General features: G+C 38.9%; 21 protein-coding genes. 15 read left to right on the top strand and 6 right to left on the bottom strand.

The features are described from left to right. The first annotated feature begins 13 nt into the window (after positions 1–13). From pilQ to FXN70_RS05950, 10 genes are all read left to right on the top strand, one after another. Complete coding sequence (pilQ, locus tag FXN70_RS05995) at positions 14–2,098, top strand: type IV pilus secretin PilQ (protein ID WP_324646560.1); 2,085 nt, start codon at positions 14–16, stop codon at positions 2,096–2,098. A gap of 34 nt (positions 2,099–2,132) precedes the next feature. Then, complete coding sequence (gene aroK, locus FXN70_RS05990) at positions 2,133–2,675, top strand: shikimate kinase AroK (protein ID WP_324646559.1); 543 nt, start codon at positions 2,133–2,135, stop codon at positions 2,673–2,675. 21 nt (positions 2,676–2,696) lie between these two features. Continuing rightward, positions 2,697–3,782, top strand: coding sequence for a 3-dehydroquinate synthase (gene aroB, locus FXN70_RS05985; RefSeq protein WP_324646558.1), 1,086 nt, complete (start codon positions 2,697–2,699; stop codon positions 3,780–3,782). Positions 3,783–3,787: 5 nt separating this feature from the next. Beyond that, a complete protein-coding gene (locus tag FXN70_RS05980; RefSeq protein ID WP_324646557.1) occupies positions 3,788–4,528 on the top strand; it encodes a hypothetical protein in 741 nt (246 codons plus the stop codon). Between the two features lie 465 nt (positions 4,529–4,993). After that, positions 4,994–9,469 carry a glutamate synthase large subunit gene (gene gltB, locus FXN70_RS05975; RefSeq protein WP_324646556.1) on the top strand — a complete coding sequence of 1,492 codons (4,476 nt, stop codon included), beginning with the start codon at positions 4,994–4,996 and terminating at the stop codon, positions 9,467–9,469. A 76-nt stretch (positions 9,470–9,545) separates the two neighbouring features. Then, entirely contained in the window at positions 9,546–10,967 is a 1,422-nt protein-coding gene (locus FXN70_RS05970; RefSeq protein ID WP_324646555.1) for an FAD-dependent oxidoreductase, read from the top strand. A gap of 124 nt (positions 10,968–11,091) precedes the next feature. Then, positions 11,092–11,682, top strand: coding sequence for a LemA family protein (locus tag FXN70_RS05965; RefSeq protein ID WP_324646554.1), 591 nt, complete (start codon positions 11,092–11,094; stop codon positions 11,680–11,682). Positions 11,683–11,697: 15 nt separating this feature from the next. After that, the gene (locus FXN70_RS05960; RefSeq protein WP_420714377.1) at positions 11,698–12,744 is read left to right on the top strand and encodes a TPM domain-containing protein; all 1,047 of its coding nucleotides are present in this window, start codon (positions 11,698–11,700) and stop codon (positions 12,742–12,744) included. Beyond that, the gene (locus FXN70_RS05955) at positions 12,738–13,289 is read left to right on the top strand and encodes a TPM domain-containing protein (protein WP_324646552.1); all 552 of its coding nucleotides are present in this window, start codon (positions 12,738–12,740) and stop codon (positions 13,287–13,289) included. The genes FXN70_RS05960 and FXN70_RS05955 overlap by 7 nt, the downstream gene beginning before the upstream one ends. 737 nt (positions 13,290–14,026) lie before the next feature. Further along, complete coding sequence (locus FXN70_RS05950) at positions 14,027–14,812, top strand: hypothetical protein (protein ID WP_324646551.1); 786 nt, start codon at positions 14,027–14,029, stop codon at positions 14,810–14,812. Positions 14,813–14,844: 32 nt separating this feature from the next. Here FXN70_RS05950 and FXN70_RS05945 read toward each other — a convergent pair whose 3' ends face one another. Beyond that, entirely contained in the window at positions 14,845–15,465 is a 621-nt protein-coding gene (locus FXN70_RS05945; protein ID WP_324646678.1) for an HAD family hydrolase, read from the bottom strand. A gap of 99 nt (positions 15,466–15,564) precedes the next feature. After that, positions 15,565–15,831: a hypothetical protein gene (locus tag FXN70_RS05940; RefSeq protein WP_324646550.1), complete on the bottom strand. Its 267-nt coding sequence runs from the start codon at positions 15,829–15,831 to the stop codon at positions 15,565–15,567. Positions 15,832–15,993: 162 nt separating this feature from the next. On the opposite strand from FXN70_RS05940, the gene FXN70_RS05935 reads away from it, so the two are divergent. Next, positions 15,994–16,200 (top strand): helix-turn-helix transcriptional regulator, encoded by a 207-nt coding sequence (locus FXN70_RS05935; RefSeq protein WP_324646549.1) that lies wholly within the window; start codon positions 15,994–15,996, stop codon positions 16,198–16,200. A gap of 49 nt (positions 16,201–16,249) precedes the next feature. On the opposite strand, the gene FXN70_RS05930 is transcribed toward FXN70_RS05935, so the two are convergent. Further along, complete coding sequence (locus FXN70_RS05930) at positions 16,250–17,194, bottom strand: Arc family DNA-binding protein (RefSeq protein WP_324646548.1); 945 nt, start codon at positions 17,192–17,194, stop codon at positions 16,250–16,252. Positions 17,195–17,622: 428 nt separating this feature from the next. On the opposite strand from FXN70_RS05930, the gene FXN70_RS05925 reads away from it, so the two are divergent. From FXN70_RS05925 to FXN70_RS05910, 4 genes are read left to right on the top strand one after another with little or no spacing between them, the layout of a single operon-like run. Beyond that, positions 17,623–19,050, top strand: coding sequence for a site-specific integrase (locus FXN70_RS05925; protein WP_324646547.1), 1,428 nt, complete (start codon positions 17,623–17,625; stop codon positions 19,048–19,050). Then, complete coding sequence (locus FXN70_RS05920; RefSeq protein WP_324646546.1) at positions 19,047–20,984, top strand: hypothetical protein; 1,938 nt, start codon at positions 19,047–19,049, stop codon at positions 20,982–20,984. The genes FXN70_RS05925 and FXN70_RS05920 overlap by 4 nt, the downstream gene beginning before the upstream one ends. Next, a complete protein-coding gene (locus FXN70_RS05915) occupies positions 20,981–23,029 on the top strand; it encodes a hypothetical protein (RefSeq protein ID WP_324646545.1) in 2,049 nt (682 codons plus the stop codon). Before FXN70_RS05920 ends, FXN70_RS05915 begins: the two co-directional genes overlap by 4 nt. Positions 23,030–23,032: 3 nt before the next feature. Continuing rightward, the gene (locus tag FXN70_RS05910) at positions 23,033–23,377 is read left to right on the top strand and encodes a hypothetical protein (protein WP_324646544.1); all 345 of its coding nucleotides are present in this window, start codon (positions 23,033–23,035) and stop codon (positions 23,375–23,377) included. 104 nt (positions 23,378–23,481) lie between these two features. Here FXN70_RS05910 and FXN70_RS05905 read toward each other — a convergent pair whose 3' ends face one another. The 3 genes from FXN70_RS05905 to FXN70_RS05895 are packed head-to-tail and all read right to left on the bottom strand — an operon-like array spanning position 23,482 to position 26,101. Continuing rightward, a complete protein-coding gene (locus tag FXN70_RS05905; protein WP_324646543.1) occupies positions 23,482–24,030 on the bottom strand; it encodes a hypothetical protein in 549 nt (182 codons plus the stop codon). A gap of 13 nt (positions 24,031–24,043) precedes the next feature. After that, complete coding sequence (locus FXN70_RS05900; protein ID WP_324646542.1) at positions 24,044–24,799, bottom strand: SDR family NAD(P)-dependent oxidoreductase; 756 nt, start codon at positions 24,797–24,799, stop codon at positions 24,044–24,046. A 3-nt stretch (positions 24,800–24,802) separates the two neighbouring features. Further along, entirely contained in the window at positions 24,803–26,101 is a 1,299-nt protein-coding gene (locus FXN70_RS05895; RefSeq protein ID WP_324646541.1) for an FAD-binding oxidoreductase, read from the bottom strand. Positions 26,102–26,107: the final 6 nt, after the last annotated feature.

Here is a 26,107-nt window from a genome sequence, read left to right as displayed (position 1 = left end):
TAGGGGAATAATAATGACAAACGCGGTCAAGAAATTCGGTTTTGGGGAAAGTCGCCTTATGAATCCATTCATTCGCCAATTTGCATTGGCAAGCATCACTTTAGCTGTTTTTCAAGCGGTTCATGCTGAAGTTGCAATTACTAATATTGTTCCATTACAGGTTCCTGGTCAGGGAACAGAGATTCGAGTGCTTTTTAGTGGTTTACCACCACAGCCTCAGGCATATCAGCTTGAGCAACCTTCTCGTCTAGTGTTGGATTTTAATCAAGCAACACAGAATTTAAAGCAAAGTAGTATTCCTGTGGCAACGTCAGAAGCACGTTCGGTAGATTTAAGTTCAGATGCAACCCGTTCACGCCTAACTGTCAACTTAGCCAATGCAGGTGCATTTACCACCCGTGTTGAAGGCAATACGTTTATTTTAAAAATTAATTCAGCAACAGCAATACCAACAACTCCCCAAAAAGCAGTGGTATCAAGCCAGCAGGGTGTGAATAAAATTGACTTTCAACGTGGCAACAAAGGTGAAGGTCAGGTTGTTATTAATTTAAATGATCCAAGTACCCCTGTAGATGTAAAACAGCAAGGCAGTAAAATTTTAGTACGCTTTTTAGGGAATAAATTGCCTGCGTACTTAATTAAGCGATTGAATGTAAATGATTTTGCAACACCCGTGTCTACTGTTGAAGCTTATAATGATGGACATAACGGTGTGATTAGCATTAATGCTAATGGTGGCTTTGACTATATGGCCTATCAGGCTGAAAAAGCGTTGACTATTAGTGTTGCTAAGAAAGAAGAAGCAGTAAGTGCTGCAAATCGCACGCATACAAATAAAGCCTATTCAGGTAAAAAGATTTCTCTAGATTTTCAAGACATTGAAGTGCGCCGAGTATTGCAATTGTTGGCTGATTTCACAGGAACCAATATTGTTGCTTCAGATACGGTGCAAGGGAATATCACCTTACGCTTAAAAGATGTGCCGTGGGATCAAGCACTTGATATCATCATGAAAACCAAGAGTTTAGGGAAGCGGAATAGTGGTAATGTGATTTGGGTTGCACCAACCGCTGAATTATTGAAATCGGAAGAAGATGAAGCCAAAGCGTATGCACAAAGCATTAAGCTTTCGCCATTGCAGACTGAAACCATGGTGCTTAATTATGTGAAGGCTGCTGATGTTAAAAAGATGATTGATGATGCTGCAACTAAAGTGGGTGGCGGTACAAATTCTTCAGAAGAAGGTATGCGTTCGTTGATGAGTAGTCGTGGTTCAATTGTGATTGATACACGAACCAATACGGTCATTATGAATGATACTGCGGCGAAAATTGAACAGCTTAGAAATATTATTAAGCAAATTGATTTACCCGTGAAACAAGTCATGATTGAGGCACGAATTGTTCGGACGCAACTTGATTTAGCGCATGAATTAGGGGTGAAATGGGGCTTAGTTAAGCCGACGAGCGCTTCGAGTTGGGATCAAGGTAAATATAATAGTTCTGGTGGTTTAAATGTTGATTTAGGTGCGTCTACTGCGTATGGAACATTATCTTTAGGTTTATTAAGATTAGGTTCTAGCATTTTAGACTTACAACTTGCAGCATCGCAAAGTGATGGCAAGAGTGAAGTATTATCGACACCAAAAGTAATGACGGGCGATAAGCAAGAAGCTCTAATTCGTTCAGGAATGAAAATTCCATATTCAACTACGAGTGCAAATTCTGGAACAACCACAACATTCCAAGAAGCCGTACTTGAGTTGAAAGTCGTGCCGAGTATTACCCCTGACAATAAAGTACAGATGAAACTCGATATTTCTAAAGATACTTTAGGTTCACAACTCACTGATGCAGGCTATGCAATTAACGTAAACAAACTACAAACCAATGTTCTTGTTGCCGATGGCGAAACCATTGTTTTAGGTGGTTTGTATGAAGATGAAGTCACAAATTCAGTGAAAAAGGTTCCATTACTTGGAGACATTCCTGTAATTGGTAACTTATTTAAAAATTCGCAAAGATCTGATTCGAAACGTGAACTATTAATCTTTATTACCCCTCGAATAGTTGATGACACAGTTTCGAGAAATCATTAAGATAAAACGGTTGCGCGAATAGAATAGGTGGCTCTTGCCAAATAAAGCATTCACCCCCCTACCGAATATTTATTTGGTAGGGCCTATGGGGGCTGGGAAAACGACGGTAGGTCGACATCTTGCTGACCTTTTAGAACGAGAATTTGTGGATAGTGACCATGAAATTGAACGTAAAACAGGTGCTTCAATTCCATGGATCTTTGAAAAAGAAGGTGAAATTGGCTTTCGTCAGCGAGAGTGTATGGTCATTGATGAACTGACGCAACGTGAAAATCTGGTGCTTGCGACAGGTGGTGGCGTGGTCATGCAATTGGCAAATCGCCATGCTTTAAAGCAGCGTGGTATTGTCATTTATTTATATGCACCTGTTGACGTTCAGCTACAGCGTACTTATCGCGATAAAAATCGCCCCCTTCTTCAAGTTGAAAATCCTGAAAAGCGTTTGCAAGATTTACTTGCCATGCGTGATCCGCTTTATCGAGAAATTGCCCATTATATTATTGATACTCATCAAGGTGCTGCACGTGAATTGGCACAAAAAATCTTGAAGGAAATCTCTGCTGATTTGTCCCATTAATCCATTGTCATTGGTTTGAACATGCAAACGTTATTTGTTGAATTAGGCGATCGCCGTTACCCTATTTTTATTGGCAGTCAATTAAACCCTGAACAGTTACTTGCACCATATGTGCAGGGTAAACAAGTAATGGTTGTGACCAATGACACGGTAGCACCTTTATATTTGCAGCACTACCGTCAGGCGCTTGAAAATTTAGGTAAAGATGTTGCAGTATGTATTTTGCCTGATGGTGAAAAGTATAAAAACATTGAACATTTGAATTTAATTTTTGATGCGTTGCTTGGCGCAGGTTTTAATCGTGATTGCACGGTTTTGGCTTTAGGTGGTGGTGTTATTGGCGATATGGCAGGCTTTGCAGCGGCAAGTTTTCAACGTGGCGTATATTTTGTGCAAGTGCCAACGACATTGTTGTCTCAAGTTGACTCGAGTGTCGGTGGCAAGACTGGGATTAATCATCCTTTAGGCAAAAATATGATTGGTGCATTCAAGCAACCAGAAGTTGTACTTGCCGATATGGCACAGCTTAAAACTTTACCACCACGTGAACTTTCGGCAGGACTTGCCGAAGTCATTAAATATGCGCTGCTTGGCGATCTAAACTTTTTGCTATGGTTAGAGCAGCATATTGAACAATTGTTGACTGGCGATGAACAGTTATTGGCAGAAGCAGTTTACCGTTCGTGTGCACATAAAGCACGTATTGTAGCGAGTGATGAAAAAGAGCAAGGTGATCGCGCCTTACTTAATTTGGGTCATACCTTTGGTCATGCCATTGAATCGTATTTAGGTTATGGTGTGTGGTTGCATGGCGAAGCCGTTGCAACTGGTATGGTAATGGCCGCAGATTTATCATGGCGTATGGGATGGATAAGTTTAGATGATTTAACCCGCACTAAACAGATTCTACAACGGGCAGGGCTGCCGATTGTATGTCCACAAATTCCACTGGATGAGTTTTTAGGTTTTATGGCGCATGACAAAAAAGTATTAAATGGGCAATTCCGTTTAGTGCTATTAAAACAATTGGGTCAAGCCTGTATTACCCGTGAGTTTGATGTGGAAAAAATGAAACAGGCAATTTTAGCCAATCAACAAGGTGCATAACGCGTATGCGAAATCAAACTAAAAAAACATTTCAACAAATTCTATTGCTTGGCGTTGGAATTGTCAGTTTGTTTTTCGCATGGGTATTTTGGCTCATAACAGGGATGAAGCCACTAGACGAAGCCCCGAAATCTGCACCTGTAGAAGATGTACAACCGCAGTTTCAGGCTGAACAAGTGGCAGCAACAGCCAATTTGGGTGTACTGACAGATGAGGTACGCCCACTGCAACAAACCACTCGAGTTGTTGCATCGGGAGATCATGGGCTTGAATTTCGTGGTACGAAATTTTTATTAGCCAATCAAGACCAATATAGCATTGAGCTGATGCGGGTGAGTAAAGAAGATATTGTACGCAATTTTTTAGCACAACAAAAAAGCCGTCGTGATTTTATGTATTTTCGTTTGGTTGCGGCACATCAGCCGGAACATTATACGCTGAATTATGGAATATATAGCAGTCGGCAAGTAGCAGAAGATCAATTGGTACGGCTCAATTTAAAATTACCGCGATCAGTACGCCCTAAAGTGGTCGAGCTTAAGGATTATGTACCCTTCGTGAATGATATGGGCATGGAAGAATTAAATGTGAGTCAAACCTTATATGCGGTCAAATTAAAACCTGCTGCTGTGCCTGCTCCAATTATCCGCAGAGTTCCAGAAGCTGTTGCTATAACGCCGCAAGATCATGCAACAACGAATATTACACCTTCTGATAGTTCTACCCCAATGGTAAAAGTGCCTTAATATGTTGCAAATTCAAAAATAAACACTGCATTACTTTGCTGAAAATAGAACCAAAATAAGGCGCAAGTTGGGATTTTATTTTAATTTTGCACTATTTTGGTTCATTCTTAGTTGTATTCTCATATCCCTTCGCGCTCATTTACGATTTAAAACGCTTTAATTACCGTATGTTTTGTATATTTTTTGTTATATGGCATATTTTTTGCTTTATTAGTGCATGAGTTGAGTTTGTGTGGCTATTTTGCTGCCAAATGATTCAATGCGGATGCAAGGCAGCAGCTGTCTTTGCTACAAAAAAGTGCATTATTTCTCCTTGATTGATTTTAAGTCTATACAAGTGAAGATTTTTTGGTCTATGCTTGGTCGAAAAGCACGGCTTTGTACAAAACAACTGTCAATTGCCAAAGGATGTTATGAAAGTGTGATGCTCGAACGAGCAATGTAAAAGAAGGGTACGCTATGCACATGCCATCGCCAAATACTGTAGCTCCCGCTCAAGGTTTATATCAGCCTGATGAGTTTAAAGATAACTGTGGTTTTGGGTTAATTGCCCACATGCAAGGGGATGCGAGCCATCATCTTGTGCAAACCGCCATGCACAGCTTAAGTTGCATGACACACCGTGGCGGAATTGCCGCCGATGGTAAAACCGGAGACGGTTGTGGTTTATTATTGGCTATGCCAAAGGCTTTTTTTCGTGAAGAAGCCAAACGACTCAGTGATATTACCTTAAGCGAAATCTTTGCTGTGGGAACCATCTTTTTAAGTCTTGATCCTGCCATTGCTCAGCATTCAAAAAATATTCTGACTAAAGAACTTGAAGCCGAAGGCTTACGTGTTATTGCATGGCGCGTTGTCCCAACCAATAACGATGCTTTAGGTGAAATTGCATTACAGTCACTGCCTGCCTTTGAGCAAGTTTTTGTCAACTGTCCAATGGGTGTGACGGAAGTTGAGTTTAACCGTAAATTGTTTTTAGCACGCCGCCGTGCGGAACAACAACTCAAAAATGATCCTGAGTTTTACGTCACTACATTATGTTCAACCGTCATTAGCTATAAAGGTTTAATGATGCCTGCGGCAATTGCCGACTTTTATACCGACCTTGCCGATGAGCGTTTAGCATCGCATATTGTGGTGTTCCATCAGCGTTTCTCGACCAACACTTTACCGCGTTGGCCTTTGGCGCAGCCATTCCGTTACCTCGCACACAATGGTGAAATTAACACCATCACGGCAAACCGTAACTGGGCAATGTCGCGTACTTCTAAGTTTGAAAATCCATTATTACCGGGTTTAACTGAGTTAACACCATTGGTGAACCGTACAGGTTCAGACTCTTCAAGCTTGGACAATATGCTTGAAATTTTAGTCGGTGGTGGCATGGATTTCTTCCGTGCACTGCGTATGCTTGTGCCACCAGCTTGGCAAAACGTAGAAACCTTAGATGCCGACTTACGTGCTTTTTATGAGTTTAACTCGAAGCACATGGAAGCATGGGATGGCCCTGCGGGTCTCGTGATTCAAGATGGTCGTCATGCCATTTGTATGCTTGACCGTAACGGTTTGCGTCCTGCACGTTGGGTGATTACTAAAAATGATTATATTACCCTTGCTTCTGAAATTGGGGTTTGGGACTACAAACCTGAAGATGTGATTTCTAAGGGGCGTGTTGGGCCGGGGCAAATGCTCGTGGTCGATACCTTTACGGGTAAAGTGCTTGATACCCAAGATGTAAACAACCATCTGAAAAAAATGCGTCCATATCGTCAATGGTTACGTGAAAATTCAGTGCGTCTACAAGGTAGCCCTGAATTAGAAGAACATTTAATTGATCAAGGTTTAAAAGGCGATCAGCTTAAATCTGCTCAAAAAATGTTTAACGTAACCTTTGAAGAACGTGACCAAATTTTGCGTCCAATTGCAGAAAGTGGACAAGAAGCAGTCGGTTCGATGGGGGATGATACCCCAATGGCAGTGTTGTCACGTCAGGTGCGTAACGTGTCTGACTATTTCCGTCAGCAATTTGCACAAGTGACTAATCCACCAATCGACCCATTACGTGAGTCGATTGTGATGTCGCTTGAAACCTGTATGGGACGTGAGCAAAACGTTTTTGATCAAAGCCCAGAACATGCCGACCGGTTGATTATTTCAAGCCCTGTTTTATCAAATTCCAAAATGCACCAAATTCGTACTTTGGGGCGTAAAGGCTATGAAATTGCCGACATCGACTTAAATTATGTCGCAGCAGAAGGTTTGCAAGCTGCGATTACCCGTATTTGCGAAGAATCTGCACAAGCGATTCGTGATGGCAAAACGCTATTGGTCATTTCGGATAAAAAAATCCGTGAAGGTTATTTACCTGCCAGTGCAATTTTGGCAACCGGTGCAATTCATCATCATTTAATTCAAACTGGCTTGCGTGCCGATGCCAATATTATTGTAGAAACTGCACTTGCACGTGACCCACATCAATTTGCGGTAATTTTAGGTTTTGGTGCAACTGCAATTTACCCATATCTTGCTTATGACGTGATTAATGATTTGGTTGCAAAAGGCGAATTATTGGGTGATCCAATTCATGCGCAAGCCAATTTCCGTAAAGGCATTGAAAAAGGCTTACTCAAAGTCTTATCTAAAATGGGGATTTCAACGGTTGCATCGTACCGTGGTGGTCAGTTATTTGAAGCAGTTGGTTTGTCGAGCGAAGTCGTTGATAAATGCTTCTTGGGTGTACCAAGTCGTATTCAAGGCGCAACCTTTGACGATTTAGAGCAAGACCAAATTCAATTGGCTGATTTGGCGTGGAAAAATCGCAAGCCGATTGATCAAGGTGGAATGCTTAAATTTGTGTTTGGTAAGGAATATCATGCCTTTAACCCAGACGTAATTAACGCGTTGCATAAATCGGTACGCTCAGGTGATTATGCCGACTTTAAAGAATATGCAGAGCTCGTCAATAAGCGTCCGATCGCCACCATCCGTGACTTATTTAAACTAAAAACTGACAATTCAATTCCGTTGGCAGATGTTGAAGCGATTGAAACGATTCTGCCACGTTTTGACTCGGCAGGCATGTCAATCGGAGCATTGTCGCCAGAAGCCCACGAAGCGATTGCAACAGCCATGAACACCATGGGTGGACGTTCAAACTCGGGCGAGGGTGGTGAAGACCCTGCACGTTACGGCACGATTCGTAACTCGAAAATTAAGCAAATTGCCTCTGGTCGTTTTGGTGTTACACCTGCTTATTTAACCTCGGCAGAAGTATTGCAAATTAAAGTGGCACAAGGGGCAAAACCGGGCGAAGGCGGTCAGTTACCGGGCGGTAAAGTCAACAGCTTAATTGCACGTTTACGTTATGCTGTACCGGGGGTAACTTTAATTTCACCACCACCACACCACGATATTTATTCGATTGAAGATTTATCGCAATTGATTTTTGACTTAAAACAAGTCAATCCACAAGCCATGGTGTCAGTCAAATTGGTGTCTGAACCGGGCGTGGGTACCATTGCTGCCGGTGTTGCTAAAGCCTATGCCGACTTCATTACCATTTCGGGTTATGACGGTGGTACAGCAGCTTCACCATTGTCGTCGATTCACCATGCCGGTTCACCGTGGGAATTAGGTTTAAGCGAAGCACATCAGGCCTTACGTGTAAATGACTTGCGTGGCAAAGTGCGGGTACAAACCGATGGTGGTTTGAAAACAGGTTTAGATGTAGTAAAAGCAGCTATTTTAGGTGCAGAAAGCTTCGGTTTTGGTTCAACGCCAATGATTGCATTGGGTTGTAAATATTTGCGTATTTGCCATTTAAACAACTGTGCAACAGGTGTGGCGACTCAGCAAGACAAACTGCGCCAAGACCATTACATTGGCGAGCCTGAAATGCTGATTAACTTCTTCCGCTTTATTGCAGAAGAAACTCGTGAATGGTTGGCAGCGCTTGGCGTGGCAAGTTTAAGAGACTTGATTGGTCGGGTTGATTTACTTGAAGTATTACCGGGTGAAACAGCCAAACATGCACATTTAGACTTAACACCATTGCTACAATCGCATCCATCTGCCGAAGGCAAGGCACAATATTGCCAAGTGCAAGGCAATGCACCGTTCGATAAAGGTGAACTTGCCGAGCAAATGATTAGCGATATGTTACCAAGCATTGAAGCGCAAACAGGTGGTGAATTTAGTTATAAAATTGGCAACTGTAACCGCTCAATTGGTGCACGTATTTCGGGTGAAATTGCACGTCGTCATGGCGACTTAAATATGGAAGCCAATCCATTAGTTGTGAATTTAAATGGTACAGCAGGTCAGTCTTTGGGTGTGTGGAACGCCGGTGGTCTGCACATTAAACTTGAAGGCGATGCCAACGACTATGTTGGTAAAGGCATGGCGGGTGGTCGAATTTCAATTTTCCCACCAAAAGGTTCACCGTTCCAAACACAAGAAACTGCCATTATTGGTAACACCTGTTTATATGGTGCAACAGGCGGTAAAGTCTTTGCTGCGGGCACAGCAGGTGAGCGTTTTGCAGTACGTAACTCTGGCGCATTTGCAGTCATTGAAGGTGCAGGCGACCATTGCTGTGAATATATGACGGGTGGTATTGTCACTGTACTTGGTAAAGTGGGGCATAACTTCGGTGCAGGCATGACCGGTGGTTTTGCTTATGTGCTAGATTTAGAAAATAACTTTGTGGATTATTACAACCATGAGTTAATTGACTTAACCCGTATTTCGACCGAGTCCATGGAAGATCATCAAGAGTTCTTATTACGTATTCTAGATGAACACATCAAAGAAACAGGAAGTGCTTGGGCATATAAAATTCGTAACGAATTTGACTTTTATAGCCGTAAATTCTGGCTAGTCAAACCGAAAGCTGCGAATTTATTGACCTTGCTTAAAGCAACCCAAGCCGACCCACAGTAATTGAAGACTCAAAAAAATTGATAGGCAGGTATGGAATGGAGGTGAAACCCTTCCATACTTACCCACGGAGAGAAACATGGCAGAACGCCTTAATAATGACTTTCAGTTTCTAGATGTAGCTCGCCAAGATCCAGAAAAAAAAGAAGTTCAGGTTCGTAAAGCAGAGTTTGTTGAAATTTATAAGCCTTTTACCGCCGATGTCGCAAAAAATCAGACGCATCGCTGTTTAGGTTGTGGTAACCCGTATTGCGAATGGAAATGTCCAGTACATAACTACATTCCAAACTGGTTAAAGTTAATTGCGGAAGGTCGTATTTTCCAAGCGGCAGAATTGTGCCATCAAACCAACACTTTACCTGAAGTGTGTGGTCGCGTTTGTCCGCAAGACCGTTTGTGTGAAGGCGCTTGTACCTTAAACGATGGTTTTGGTGCAGTGACCATTGGTAATGCTGAAAAATACATTAACGATACAGCATTTGCCTTGGGCTGGCGTCCTGATATGTCGTCTGTGCAATGGACAGATAAAAAAGTGGCGATTATTGGTGCAGGCCCAGCAGGTTTGGGATGTGCCGATATTTTAGTGCGTAGCGGTGTAAAGCCTGTGGTCTTTGACAAACGCCCTGAAATTGGTGGTTTGCTCACCTTTGGTATTCCAGAATTTAAAATGGAAAAAGATGTAATGAAACGCCGCCGTGAAATTTTCACGGGCATGGGTGTGGAATTCCGTTTAAATGTTGAAATTGGTACAGATATTACTATTGAACAATTACTTGCCGATTACGATGCCGTGTTTATGGGCATGGGAACCTATACTTATATGAAGGGTGGGTTTGCAGGCGAGGAATTAGATGGTGTACATGATGCACTTGACTATTTAATTGCGAACGTCAACCGTTGCCAAGGTTGGGAAAAAGACGCAAACGAATTTATTAGCATGGAAGGCAAAAAGGTGATTGTTCTTGGCGGTGGTGATACTGCGATGGACTGTAACCGTACTGCTATTCGTCAGGGTGCTGCCGAAGTCACATGTGCTTATCGTCGTGATGAAGAAAATATGCCGGGTTCACGCCGTGAAGTGACCAATGCACGTGAAGAAGGTGTAAATTTCCTTTTTAACCGCCAACCGATTGAAGTTGTGGGTGAAAATGGCAAAGTGACAGGTGTAAAAGTTGTGACTACGCAATTGGGTGAACCTGATAGCCGTGGCCGCCGTAGCCCTGAACCTGTGCCAAACTCAGAAGAAATTTTACCTGCCGATGCTGTGTTACTTGCGTTTGGTTTCCGCCCAAGCCCTGCCGATTGGTTTGGCAGCGCCAATATTGGCTTAGATGGTTCGGGGCGTGTGGTTGCCGCAGAACAGCAACAATATAAGTTCCAAACATCGAACCCGAAAATTTTTGCAGGTGGCGATATGGTACGTGGCTCTGACCTTGTTGTAACGGCAATTTGGGAAGGTCGCCAAGCAGCAGAGGGCATCTTGGACTATTTAGAAATTTAAGAATCTTTTTAAATTCAAAAAAGCGCTTGGTGCAAACTCGGCGCTTTTTTGTTAAATAAAATAACAATACGCGGTTAAAATTAAACTAAACTAGGTAAAACAGATTATAAAAAATGAGGATAATATGGGTTTCATTAAAAAAAGTGTTGCGATTGCGGTATTGAGTAGCAGCTTATTGTTTACAGGCTGTGGTTATAATGCATTGCAAGCAAAAGATGAAGCGGTCACCGCTGCATGGTCAGATGTCGAAAACCAATACCAACGCCGCGCAGACTTAGTGCCTAATTTGGTGAATGTGGTGAAAGGCTATGCCAAACATGAGCAAACTGTTTTAACCCAAGTCACCGAAGCTCGCTCGAATGTTGCAGGCTTGAAAATTGACAAACAAGTGCTAGAAGACCCAGCCTTATTACAGAAGTATCAGCAAGCACAAAGTCAGCTCACAGGTGCATTGTCGCGTTTAATTGCGGTCTCTGAAAATTATCCCGACTTAAAAGCCAATCAGCAATTTTTAGACTTGCAAGCCCAACTTGAAGGCACTGAAAACCGAATCGCAGTGTCGCGTAATCGTTATATTTCTACCGTGCAAGACTATAATACTTATGTACGCCAGTTCCCGCAAACCATTACTGCAAAAGTCATTGGCATGAAACCAAAAGCCAATTTTAGTGCCGAAGCAGGGGCGGAAAAAGCACCTAAAGTCTCATTTGAATAAACTGGGCAGACCAATATGCGCTTGCCATTGGATTTTAATAAAATGTGCCGACAGTATTGGATTGCATTTGTGGCAGTATGTTGCCTTATTACAGCACATTTAGGATGGGCTGAGACAGCAACGGTACAAGCGAACGATGCTGATACGGTTGTTGCAACCAAAATTATCCAACAGCAGCAAAAGACAGGGCAAAAAGTAGCCTCGGCTGTCACAACAAGCGAAGCACTAACTGTTGCAGATGATATGCAAGGGCAAGCATTGCGTATCTTGCCAAATCTGAATCAGCCGATAGTAGATCAAGCCAATGTTTTGTCAAATGCCCAAAAACAAGCCTTAAGTCAGAAAATTCAGACTTTGTATCGGCAGGGAAAAGCACAAATAGGCATTATTATTGTGCCAACTACGGGGCAAGAAGACATTTTTGATTATGCAATGCGGGTGGCGGAGCAGTGGAAATTAGGTTCGAGCAAGCGTGATAATGGTTTACTGATTGCGATTGCTGTGAATGATCGGCATATTCAAATTTTAACAGGCTATGGGCTTGAAGGTGTTTTGCCTGATGTAGTGAGTAGCCGAATTATTCGTAATAACATCACCCCGTATTTTAAGCAAAACCAATTTGCACAAGGTCTAGATTCTGGGCTTGCTGCATTAGCTGAGATTTTAAATCAAGACCCTGAAATTGCTAAAAATGCCGCACAAGACTTAAAGCAGCAACATGAACAAGCCTTAGCTGAGAAGCAAGCACGTGAGCAAATGTGGATCTACACTTTAATTATTTTAGTCGTTGGTATTTTTGCGTCTTTTTTGGTGGGTAATAGAGTCAGTGCTGCAACCGCAGGTGTGGCTGCTATAACTGCGGGTGTTGTAAGTGGTGCGGGAATTTTAACGAGTCTGTTGCTTGGCGTTATTGTATTTTTTCTCTTGATTACCTCATTGGCACAGCTCATTTTACAACTTATTTTGTCGAGTTCGGGTGGTGGTGGCTCTGGCGGTGGTAGTAGTGGTTATGGCGGCGGTGGAGGTGGCTTTGGCGGTGGAGGTGCATCTGGCTCATGGTAAATATTATTGATCAAACTGTTGTCACAACAGCTTGCCGTGTAAAGCATGGTCAACCCAGTTTAAAGCGTTGGCTCAAACATTTTTGCTATTTATCATCAAGTCGTCAGTATTTTAATAAAACTGACCAACAGGTAATCGGTCTTGCTGTACAGCAAGCGGAACAAGGCCATGCAGGTGAAATTCAGGTGGTGATAGAAGGGCATATTCCTTGTGCAGTTGCTTACCAACAAAACACGCAACAACGTGCACAGAATTTATTTGCAAGTTTAGGGGTATGGGATACGGCTGCCAATAGTGGTGTTTTGTTGTACTTAAACTTATGCGAACGCCAAGTTGAGATTGTGGTAGACCGTGGCATTGACGCTTTGGTTGAGCAAGCCGTATGGCAACATATTTGTGACAGTATGTTGGTTTTACTGAAACAACAGCAGCATCGTCAAGCGGTGTTGTGTGGGGTTCAGCAAATTGGTGTGTTGTTGCAGAAATTTTATTTGCAACAAAACGATGATAATAACGAGTTGAGCGATTTACCTGTGATGTTGTAGTGTGGATTTGAAAAAATAGGAATAATTTTGAAGTTTATGACAAAAATTGTCACTCAGTGACGATAATTGTAATTTTGTGTACTTTTAAGTTTTGACAAGAAAACAATAAGATTTTGATTTTAAATAAAATTATATCTTGGCATGCTTTATGCTAATATCTTTATGAAATAAAATGTATAATACAATTTATACATAAAACTACAGTTTGTAATTTGGAGAAACTACATGAACCAGCAAAAAGGTTTTACTTTAATTGATACTCCATAAGTGTCCATATAAAATTAAAAATCCATAAGTAAGTCTATATGGACATTAGGCAGTTCCACTCCTGCTATTAATCAGAAATATCTCTTTAGTGTTCATTTTCCCCTACATTGATTTATGCACAATCGTTAGCATTAGTTCAATACACAGATATTTGATCACTTACTCAAACTGTTTCAAATCAAAAAATTCAAACATAACTTCAAAAGCTGTTAAACCCTGACGTTCAAATTTTTGCTCAGCAGCGTGAATTAAAAATATTGACTATGTGACAGCGAAAGTGGAAAAATTCATATTGGCTCAATGAACCATCTCGACCTTAATAGTTTTAAAACACTTTTTTCTATTTTTTAAAATATTTATGGTGATGCTTTACAATATTCTAGATATTCATTTTTATTCAGTAGATGGTACGGGTGTTATATTTCCAATGCTATAAATAACTTGAGATTATTAAAAATGGGATATCAAGAATGAAACCGAACGAATTCAAAAAGTTACCCGACTGGTTATTACAGCAGTTACCCCAAATGACTGAACCAGCAATTTTATCACTTCGAGATACGAAACTTGTCGTCACTTACCCTGATGGTGCGGAAGCAATTCACGAGAGCCTAAAAGACGTACAACACCAGATCCATCATGTCAAACTGACAGATTTACAGATTTTACCAGAGGTTTATCAATATTTTGGTGAAGATAAAGAGAATGGTTGCCTATTTTTTAAATCCTCTGAGCATCTTTCAAGTAGTTTGTTTTCCTATACCGATCAAAATAAATTTGAGCATTTACAATCTGCTTTACAGACTGCCTTTGAAAATGAGCAAGCATATCTCGCAAATCCAACGGACTTTTTAACTGCTTATCATTTTATTGATACACACCCAGCTTTTTGGACGGTAACTGGAGACTTACCATCATGGCACTGGAATACATGGGGGCATTGCCAAAATGTGAATCACGGTGCATATAGCGATGAAGATGATGGGAAATTAGTGATTTATTTAGAGACTGGCTCACATCTCAATAAAGCAGAAGATGGCGGAAATTTATACAAAGAGCATTATCATGACTATCGTTTAGATGTTTGGGCAGATACGTTTGAACAAGCGTTTATTGAGTTAGCAGCAATGGTGTATAAGTTTTTTGATCATCAAGGTGTTGAACGTCTAGATGTACCACATATAAAACCAGCATGGGTTCTGGAGCTTGATGAACGAATTATAGAATTTAAAAAATGGAAGGATGAGGAGCTGTGAGTGTTCACTATCAGGGGAATGTCCACGAGTTGTTAAAGTATGTCATTTAAAACTTCTGCCAGTGTTTGACCATTGTTACGATTGATCAATCTAGCAGACATACCAAATGCTGTCGGCCCTGTAAAATCTGCAAGTGCTGTATCTCCAATGAATAGGACTTCTGAAGCTTGGCAACCTAGTTGGTCAATGAGTGATTGATAGATTTTCGACTCAGGTTTAATTGCAGCAACTTCATAACTCCAAGCATAAGCATCAAGGGGCGGTAATAATGAAGAAACAATTTTTCCATATGGCATAGCTAAATTTGAGCATAGTGCCAATTTAACCCCCAATTTCTTTAACTCTTCCAAAGTAGATAAGGTATCTTCATACAGTGTAATAGAACGTAATTCTTCATCTAAATCATGCTCAAGTTCTTGCAAAAATTGGTCTGGAATATTTACTGCTAATCGCTTTGCAAGCTCTACTAAATTTAAATTGTGGGACATAATAAATTTGGCATCATCAGGCTTAGGTTGTCGCCCATTTTCTTTTAGCCATTTCATTAATTTTCTATATGGGGAACGTCTGGCCCCTATTTTTATAAGTGTACCAAATACGTCAAAAGCAATGACTAATGACTCAATATGACCTGCTTTTGCTGATGATTCCATATTTTTATAACCAATTAAATTACTTTCATTTTTAATTGAGATTACCATGAGCGAATTGCTATAAAAAATTAAGGGAGACATTTTATATCTCCCTTTGTTTTATTCACTAAAGTTTGAAAACATGATTTTAGGAAAATTCTTCATGAAATGGCGACGAACTTGGTTGAAATCATTAAAATTATTTTGAATTTTGGAAAAATGATTCACCCAAGCTAAAACGGCATCTTGATCATTTAAATTGGGATTTACATTTAGAAACAAAGCTAAATCAAATGTACGACCAATATTAAACTCTTTGATGAGTGCAACGGCAGTCGAACGGACTTCCTCTGAAACAGAGAATTTAGGGGAAAAGTAGTTATTCATCACTAAGACTCCTTAGAAATAATATATAATGATATTTAAGAAGGTTAATTTGCTTCTTTAATATGTAAAGTGACCTGCTGTAGGTTGAATCTAGCATGATTATAGTGCTTTATCAAGTTAAAATAACCTGCTATGGGTTTATATGTTATTTCGTAGGTTTTTATGATTAAATGTAGGTTGTCAGCTTTGATGGGCGAACGCAAAATTTTGAAGTTAAGTGATGTAGCGCATGCCACTGGTATTAACCGTAATACCCTGACAAGTCTGTATTATGACCGTGCGATTCGGATAGAACTTTCGGTTGCAGATACCTTGTGTAAATATTTTAATTGCACCATGCAAGACTTGTTTGAATATACTAATGGCTAACACATCACCACATAGGGTGATGTGTTAATTTGATAAATTAGCCCTTCACCTATAATTTTTTAGAAAGAGCATTAATAGCTATAGAGGATGTTTGATTCCAGTCACGCCAAACGTCCAAAAAGTCATGTCGAACATTATTAGAGTCAGTTGCATCCCAAAAAGCTTCCCACCAAATACTTATGTGCTCTTCTTTTAATAGGGCTAATGGGTGCTCTTCCCGCATTAAAATTTTTTCAAATAATTCATTATTAATTAAGTATGATTCTGTTTTTGTTAGGTATTTGGTGGATTTGTATAGTTGCTCACATACACGAGCAAAGCTTTCGAGCATATTTTGTCCACCCACTCCATTGCGTGTAGAAACATGAATATTAGTAGTTAGTACTTCGACACGCCACTCCTCTAATACTTTAATGATGAGGAGATCACCTTTTTCAGAGATATTTCGAACAAAAATGATTCTCTGAGCCTCAGTCTCCTGTTTGGAAATAAGGTCAATATAAGAGAATAGAAAATTAATGTTTGAATCTACATTATTTTCGATCTGCCACTTAGAGGATGGAATGGGATGCCCATCTCCATGTATTAACCAATCAGGATTAACATATAAATATGCTGCTATTTTCTCTAACTCAGTAAAAGAAGGTTCTTGTTTAGCTTGTAGCCAATTTAGAAAAACTTCAGCATTTTCATACCCACACATTCTCGCAATGTGTGAGTATCTTACTACATTCATTTTGAAGCTATTAATTAAATTTAGGCTATGAGCAAGTCTTTCAGCAACTTCTACTTTTCGATCAATTATTTGATAGTGTGCGAGTTTTAAATTTTTTGGATTTGCTTCATCGGGAGTAAAAAAGTGAAAACTTTTTTCCAAGCGATCAACTATCTCTGCATTCATTGAGCGTTTTTCTTGACTTGCAACTTCTTCAATTTTTTGTTTTAGGTCACTTGGGAGGCGGATTTTAAGTTGAGCATCTTGAGATATTAACATAACTAATACATTCCATTATTGACTAAATTACAGTGATGAAATCTAATTGAATTGCGGTTTTTTTAATATTAATTTTTTAAACCAAGTTGGTTCATATGAAATTATCAATATCTTCGTCACAACTCAAGTTACGTATTTCACCAGTATTAAAAAATTGGTTGAAAGAAGAAGCTTTGCTGCAAAATAGATCATTAAATTCACAAGTGAATTTTATTCTAACTCAATTTAAGCAAAACGCAGAGAGTCAACTAAAAAATTGAATTAACTTTTTATTCGGCGAAAAGTATAAAAGCCCATGCTGTAACATGAGCTCTTATAGATTGTCTTGATTGGTGTCCAGACAATTACATTTTGATGAATAGGGGCATTTTTGTCAATCCTATCTCAAAGTGGCTTTTTGCCTGTTTTTTTAGAAACAGGAGACTCTAATGAGTACTAAGCTTAAAAGTGGTCAGTCACGCTATCAGTCTGAAGCCAAGGTAGTGACCCTTTCAAAATTCCAGTTGTTAAAGGTTGTAAATATAACTCTTTGTTTGAAATCTACAGAGTTTGAAAAAAATGGCGATGTTTACCTGAATTTTCCCATTATTATTCAAGGGGATGGTCATCCATCAGAAATCCTTAATCTGTATTTGCTAAAAAAATTACAGCGAACAATACAGTATGATTTTAAAACCTTCGCATCTATTTCTAATCAGCTTGTTGATTTTCAGCGTTTTTTAGAAGATGAAAAGCTTGATTGCTTAAAATTTCATAAACTCAAACAGTTCAATGCGATTTTTAAATATCGTACTCGTCTGATTGAACATGTAAATGCAGGTCTAATTTCAGTGAGTTCGGCAAGTCATCGAATTAATGCGGTGGTGAATTTTTATCGCTTTCTTGTCACAGAAGATTTGGTTGATCATCAACGCTACGGTTTACCCTTTCAAGATGTATATAAATATGTTGCAGTAGATAATGAATTTGGCGCACGTAGAAAAATGGCTATTAAGTCGCATGATCTTGCGATTCATGTTCCAGCCAAAGCACCGAATTCTGAAGCGATTGTGGATGGTGGTGAATTAAGCCCACTCAGTGTTGAATCACAAACGGTCATATTAAAAGCACTGCAAAAATCATCAAGAGAATATCAGCTGATGTTTTATCTTGCATTGTTTACAGGTGCGCGTTTACAAACGATTTGCACTCTACGAATCAAAAACTTAATTGGTCGTGAACCTGATAGTCAGGGTTTTATCCGTCTGCCAGTTGGGGCGGGTACAGGCATTGATACGAAATTTCAAAAGCCCATGACACTACTAATCCCGAATTGGTTAGCACAAGACCTTAAAATTTATATTAATAGCGCACAAGCGCAACAGCGTAGACGGAAGTCTAGCTATGGCGACTTGGATGAAAATTATGTATTTCTCACCAAATTGGGTACACCTTTCTACACCAGCAAAGCTGAGCAGCAAGAGCTAATCGAGAAGATCAAAGCTTCTGACTCATTTGGAACTAGGCTTAAACTATATGAAGGTGAAGCGGTGCGTAGTTACTTAAAAGTCGTGCTATTACCCGAAATTCGCTTGATTGATCCGCAATTTTCAAGCTTTAAATTCCATGATTTACGTGCCAGTTTTGGGATGAATTTGCTTGAAAGCCAGTTGCAACACCTGCCTGAAGGGCATTCAGCTATGATAGCGGTTGAATATGTACAAGCGCGGATGGGGCATGGCAATATCAGTACGACTTTACAGTACTTAAACTATAAATCACGACTGCAATGGCGCAGTAAGATTAAGCATGAATATGAGTCTAGTTTGATGAAATATGTCAAATCTTCTATGGATTCAGCAGGTGACTTATCATGAGTTTTGTACGTGTCCCATTATTGGTTCATCTGTCTAATATTGACAAACAGATTACTGAGCATGAACGTCTTATTTTCGTCTGCAACGATAAAACTTCTTCTTTTAGTTTTAAAACATTAGATATTGGGACACTGTTTTATCGAAAAAGACTGTCTAGTGAGATTTTGTCAGAACAGCAGTTATCTGCATCTTTTGATGAAAAAAGACGTTATTTTTTAAAATGCTTTGCTGATTATCTATTGCAAATGAGTGGATCAGAGCTGTCAAAGTCATTGTTTTATTACACTATTAAATTATTTTTAGACTGGGTAGATCAGCAAAAGAAAATTTTTGATTTATCAAATAAAGACAGCGTGATCGACGCATATCGTCGCTACAGTAAATATTTAGTTGATCGCACTTTACTTGCTGACACTGATGACGCTCATTTGGCTGCGCATACAGCAAAACAATATCAGCGAAATGTCGCTAAATTAATAGCATACGCATTTGACTGCCATGAAATTGATATTTCAACTCAGGCGGTCAAAGTACAGTCTCAACGTTATGACATTCCAGTCTTGCCTATGCTAGAACAAGATCATCAAAAGACGTATGCAACTTTATTGAATGTCTTTCTCGAAATTCATCGGATCGTAGTGAATGAGGCAGATTTTCCTGCACACTTCCAGTCTATTGATGACGAGAATTTTTATTTTTATTCAGGTTTCCATCATCAGACTGAAAAAAAACATATTCAGTTTGATGTACAAAGCTATTTATCTAAATATTCGGCTATTCCTGCTTTTTCGAAAATGTTGGTGGATTTTGGGCTTGCAGAGGATAGTGAGTATCGAAAACGCTTACGTGAAAATCGTAATCAAGTAATTCGGAAATTTGAAGAGCGTAATAAAGAGAAATGGCACATAGAGCGAAAACGGCTTGCATCACATGGTTTGTGTATTGGCATGTTACTGTTTATTGCTCAAACAGGGGCAAACTTAGACACTGCTCAACAATTACAACTCGATACAATGGAAATTCTACAGAGTACCCAAGGACGTAGGTTTTCGGGCACAAAAAGCAGAGCTGGCGGAAAGATGGTATATCCTGAATTTGGTGTTCAATTTGAACCTATTTTTCGGAAAATTTTGCAACTTCGGAAGTGGTATATCCAAGATGACAGCTGTGATTTCATTTTTTTACAGCGAAATGAACTCTCTCAACTTGTCCCTATTGGGTGTAGCAAATTGCAAAACATTAAACGATTTTTACAGCGTATTTTTCCAAAAATGATTTGGATTACACCGCAACAATGGCGTAAGCACGTCAGTAGTCAATATGTGCAATTGAGCGATGGAGATCTTCTACTTGAAGCTGAAAAAATGGGGCACTCTCTCGATACAGCCCGCAAAAACTACAGTCGTACTTCATTTAAAGATGCAGGAAAACAAATTTCAAAATTTTTTCATGAGTTGCGGGACGTTGCTGTAGAAAAAACGCGAACTGTTGAACACATTAATATACAGATTTTGGATGAGGCTGCCGATGCCCAGATATCACCTGTTGGTGCATGTGTGACAGCAACGCCACAGCCTGAAAAAGCACTTGGTTTTACCTCACAAGCTCCTTCGCCTAACTGTCAGCAATTTGAACACTGTCTTTTTTGCCAGCATTATGCAATTCATGCTGACGATACGGATGTGCGTAAACTTTTATCATTAAAATTTCTATTAGGTCATATCAAACAAAAAGCCACGGATTTGATCAAATGGGAACAGCAGTTCGGTGTTGTACTACACCGAATTGACGAAGTTATTAATGATTTATCAAGTACTTATGCAAATCTTCGTGACCGTATTTTTTTAATTCAAGAAGAAGTAGAAAACGGTGACTTAGATGCTTATTGGTTGAAGCATTTTGAAAGATTAATCAAATTGGGGTGGATAGTATGAGTTCATTTAGTTCGTATTTATATGCCACTGGCGTGGCTGAGCAGTTTTTACCTGACGATTACAATTTACAAAATAATCAGTTAAATGTTCCAAATACTTTTGTATTGTCTCGAATGAAGACTGGTGAGATATTGTCAGTTTATTCAGACAACACTTGGGATTTTTCTCTATATTTACCAAAGTGTCATTGTCGCCTGAATTTTGATAGTTGGCTTAAAAATAATAATGAAGATGATTTCCTTTTCTGCCAAATTCGAGCAGAAATGAAAAAAATCATTTTTGCACTGCTTTACATAAAATCAGGAAAATCGATTATTAAAAGTATAGAGCAGAAGCATAGTATTTTGCGCCAGTTTGCTGCTATTGCTTATCGCAGTGGCTGTACATTGCAACAGCTTTTTGGCGATGTTGCTTATATTTCAAAAGTGAATAATGCTTATATAAATGTAAGCTATGAAAAAATAATACATATAAAAGCATTTCTAAAGGATTGTTTCTCTATTCAACAGCAGCACCTTTTGCTTATTCCTGCATTTAGTACATATAAACCGATTGAGCATTTAACACAATTGATTGCTCAATTCAAATTGCAGTCGAGAAAAGTCGGCCCGCAAACTAAATTGATACCTTCTAGAATTTATATTGCTCTTATTAATTCTTTAATTAAAAAGTTAAGTGAGTTTAATAAAAATGCGCCTGCTTTGGGTAAATGGTTTCAGCTTATTCAAAAAGATAAAACTTTTGCATGTATGCCACGTAAGTTTCGTAATTACAAGAAGGCTGTCAGCTTTATTGATGCGAGAGATTCGCTTGGTTTAACGGAACTGTTTGAAAATAATAATATTCATAAACATGCCAATCTCACAAAGTATATGACGTTAATTCAAGGCATGGCAAAATTATTGATTCATCTATTCACGGGTATGCGGGATAACGAAGTCAATCAACTGTCTTCTGACTGCTATCAAACAGTTCAGAGTAATGAGCATCTTGTACATTTGATAATTGGCTTTACTTCAAAATTACACGGTGGTGGAAATAAATCTACCTATTGGATTACGTTTGAAGATATTCAGCTTGGGGTGTATGCAGCACAACGTATCGGTCAAATTTACGCCCTGCTCAACCCTCATTATGACATGTCAAATCCTGCTGAATATCCATTATTTCCAACTTTATACTCACAAAAAATTAGATATCAGAACATTAAAAGTAAAACTACGTTTATATCTAACTTCACAGGTGCTCCGACTCGGACTCAGTCTAACTTTAATATTTATAGAAACAATATATTAGAGACTTTAGGTGATGAATTACGGATCACAGAAAGCGATTTAGTAGAGCTAGAAGCATTTGATGGTTTTCGTAACTGGCGAGAAGAAAAAGACTGTCAACTTGGTGAATATTGGAATATTTGTACCCATCAGTTTAGACGCTCACTAGCAGTTTATGGAGCGCGTTCAGGCATCATTGGACTAGGTGCATTGTCTGTTCAATATAAGCATTTAACAGAGGCTATGACATTGTATTATCGAAATAACTCAGTTTTTGCACCAAATATTTTAATCGGTGATAGTCAAAAAGAGTTTATTCAAGAGCTAGAGTATCAACGTTTGGTACATTCCTATACTCAATTCGAAGAAGGTGTAATTAATAGTTCCAGTCATTTACATGGCGGGGCTGGAACTTATTTACAGCTACAAAAAGAGCGTGGCAAATTACTAAAGATCTTTCCAAACCGTGAGGAAACAATTAAACGTATGAAAAAAGGCGAAATTGCATATAAACCGAGTCTTTTCGGAGCATGCACTAATCCAGATTCTTGCGATAAAATTTCTTTTACTGCAATCACTAGCTGTTTAAGTTGTGCTCATGCGATTTTTGATGCTGAAAGTGCAAGTAAAATGCAAAACGAACTGCCAAGTCTAAGACAATTACGAGATGCTGAACCACAGGATAGTTTGATTTATAAGCAAATGGATAACGAAATTATGGCATTAAGTACGATGATTCGAAAAATTCAAACCATTAATCTTGAGGGTTAGAATATGAGTGCATTAAATGATTATTATGCTGCGTTAGAACGCTTAAAAGCCAACAAACCAAGTGTGTTACCAAAAGGTTCGGCAATTAATAATGACACCGTAGCCCTTGAAGCAGGACGCAAGCGAGGGTCAATTAAAAAGAGCCGCCATGCAGCGCTTGTTGAAGCAATTGAGCAAGCAGCAAATAATGCAGGACAAAATATGCCTTCGTCCGCTCAGAAAATTGAACAAGCCAAGAATAAAACTAAGGCTGTTAGAAGTGATTATGAGCAATTAAAAGAGGACTACGAAAGGTTATTGGAGAAATTTAATTCTTTATTATTGGAGAATTTTGAGTTAAGAAATTAAAGTTAAGTTATCTTGGAAGGTGTAAATAATTCTGTGTAAATGCAGTTTTATTTACAGCCTCATATATTGAAAATGTCCTATACATATATAGGACATTAAAGATTCTATTTATTAGATGCCTTAAAATCAAACATTTTATATACGTCTTGATTGTTCTGAAACTTTTGATCAATAAGGCGTGCGGTTTCTGTATCAACCATTATCAGGACCTCAATAGGCTTTTGTGTTTGATAATGTAAGTAACGTAATACTGAGAAACGATGATTGCCATCAACAATAGATAGTTTTAACTGATTTTTTTGATCAGCATTTCGGTCATATATCATGCAAATTGGCGATAGAGATTTTTTATTTGACCATGCATCAATGACCCTGGCAATTTTATAATCATCATGCCCTAAACCGGCGCGCTCAATATTATCATTAGTCTCCCAAAAGCATTCGATATCGTAGCATTCAGGAAAATCAATGATTTCCCACAGTAACTCAAAACATATTTTATATACAATAAGCCCATTTTGAATTATATTCTCATTAAAAGAGCAATATTTTTGTTCTAGAGCCTTAATAATAGTTTCTTGATTAACGTTTATCCATAGTGGTGAGAAATGAGGAAAATCTTTTTTAAATTGTTCAATTAATGCTTCAGACATTGATACTCAAACCTTATATATCCATCTTCTTGAAAAGAAAAAATGGTAAATTTCTGATAATCATCATAATAATTGCCCATTTTTTAGGTGTATAAACAGTTTTTTTCCCCTTTTCAATAGCATGGATGATGTCTTGAGCTACCTGTTCTGGAGATGCGAGTTTTCCTTTTCCTATTATTCCCGCTGTCATAGGTGTTGCCGTCGGCCCAGGTTTAATCAAGGTTGTGTTTACCTTAGATTTAGTTAAAGCCAAACGATGTTGTAAACCTTCTACATACGTATCTATAAATGCTTTTGATGCGCCATATATATAATTGGATTTTCGCCCACGATCACCTGCAACTGACCCAATAACGGCAAGTTTCCCATGATTACGCTCAATCATGTATTGAACAATTGCTTCAGTAAATAAAACAGGTGATATCGCATTTACTTCTATCGCCTGTTTACATTGTACAAGATCAATTTGACATTGGTCTTGATTAGGTAGATTTCCATGTGCAATAAGTGCGATATCTATGGCTGCTTGTTGATTCAATTTTTGGATACAGGCTTGAATTGCTTGAGCATCTAAAAAATTTACAAGTTGCATTTCAATATTTGCATCTGGATGACGAACTTTAAGGTCGTTGATGACACGCTGTAATTTTTCAGAATCACGGCCTAAAAGAATCAGGTCACATGATTGGTATTTTAACCAAAATTTTGCACAAGATTCAGCAATAGTAGAGGTTCCACCTACAATCAGAATTCTTAATTTATTTGACATTTATTATATACCTAACAGACGACGAGACATATTTGAGCTGATACCTGGATCTCGATATTTTATGAATTCTTGAATACGTGGGTATCCCGCTTCAAACAAAGTTTTAGGCATACGAGCATCTTTAGCTAAATAAAGTCGCCCTCGTGCTTCATAGATAATATGATCTAATTCATTGAATAACTTTAATGTTCTTTCACCACGATTAGGAAAATCTAAAGCGAGGGTGACTCCTGGTTGAGGAAAGCTTAATAGCCCCCCCGACACATGATTTCCAAATGTTTTTAATACAGCTAGGAAAGATCCTTCACCAAATTTTTTAATCATTTTTAGCATTTCTTGAGTTGCTTCCAGCCCCACCTCATGTGGTAGAACACTTTGATACTGATAGAACCCGTGAGGACCATATATTTTGTTCCATTCATGAAATGAATCTAATGGATAAGAAAAATGTTCGTAATGCACTAATTGATTACGCTTTTTTAAAGCAGTTTTATGAAAATAAGCAAAGTTAAATAGAGGAAGGCTAATTTTATTGACTAAAGAAATTGGTGGTGTAAAAGGGAAAGTTTTATCCTTGGATTTTAACACAGATTGATTTTGTTCTTGTGCCAAATTACCACGAATAAAAAGCCCTTTTGTTGATGAGCTATTGATGCAATCAATCCAAGATACGGTATGTTCCCAGTTAGCTTCAGATGAATCAGCTAAGTGAAAAAATTCTTGCAGGCTATAATAAGGGATAGTTTCTGATTGTATCCAAGGCCCATTGACTGATCGCAATTGTAATTTTACTTCTAAGATCAAGCCCGTTAATCCAATACCGCCCAAGGTAGCATAGAACCATTCAGACTTTTCATAATGTGAGCATTCTATAATTTCACCACCAGTCCGTAACAGTGTTATAGATAAAACGTGATCACCGAAAGAACCAAAAGCATGATGATTCTTTCCATGAACATCATTACTGATTGCACCACCGACAGTGATCATTTGTGTACCAGGCGTCACGGGCAACATCCATCCCTGTGGAACAAGTGTACGATGAATGTCTTGTAAAGTTACACCAGCCTCACAATGTAATACCCCCGTTTCAATATTAAATGATATTAGGTGATTTAATGCAATTGTATGCCACAGACTGCCTGAGGTATTTAAGGCGACATCACCATAACTGCGTCCCATACCATGTGCTAAACCAGAGGAAGAGTTTTTTAATTGCTGAATCGCCTGAGCAGGAGTATGAAAGTTAATTAAGTTGTGTTCTGTATTAGAGAGTCGTCCCCAAGCCTGTACTTTCATCATATATTG

Source organism: Acinetobacter sp. MD2, from assembly GCF_035615575.1.
Lineage (GTDB): Bacteria > Pseudomonadota > Gammaproteobacteria > Pseudomonadales > Moraxellaceae > Acinetobacter.
This window is presented reverse-complemented; position numbering and strand designations above follow the sequence as displayed.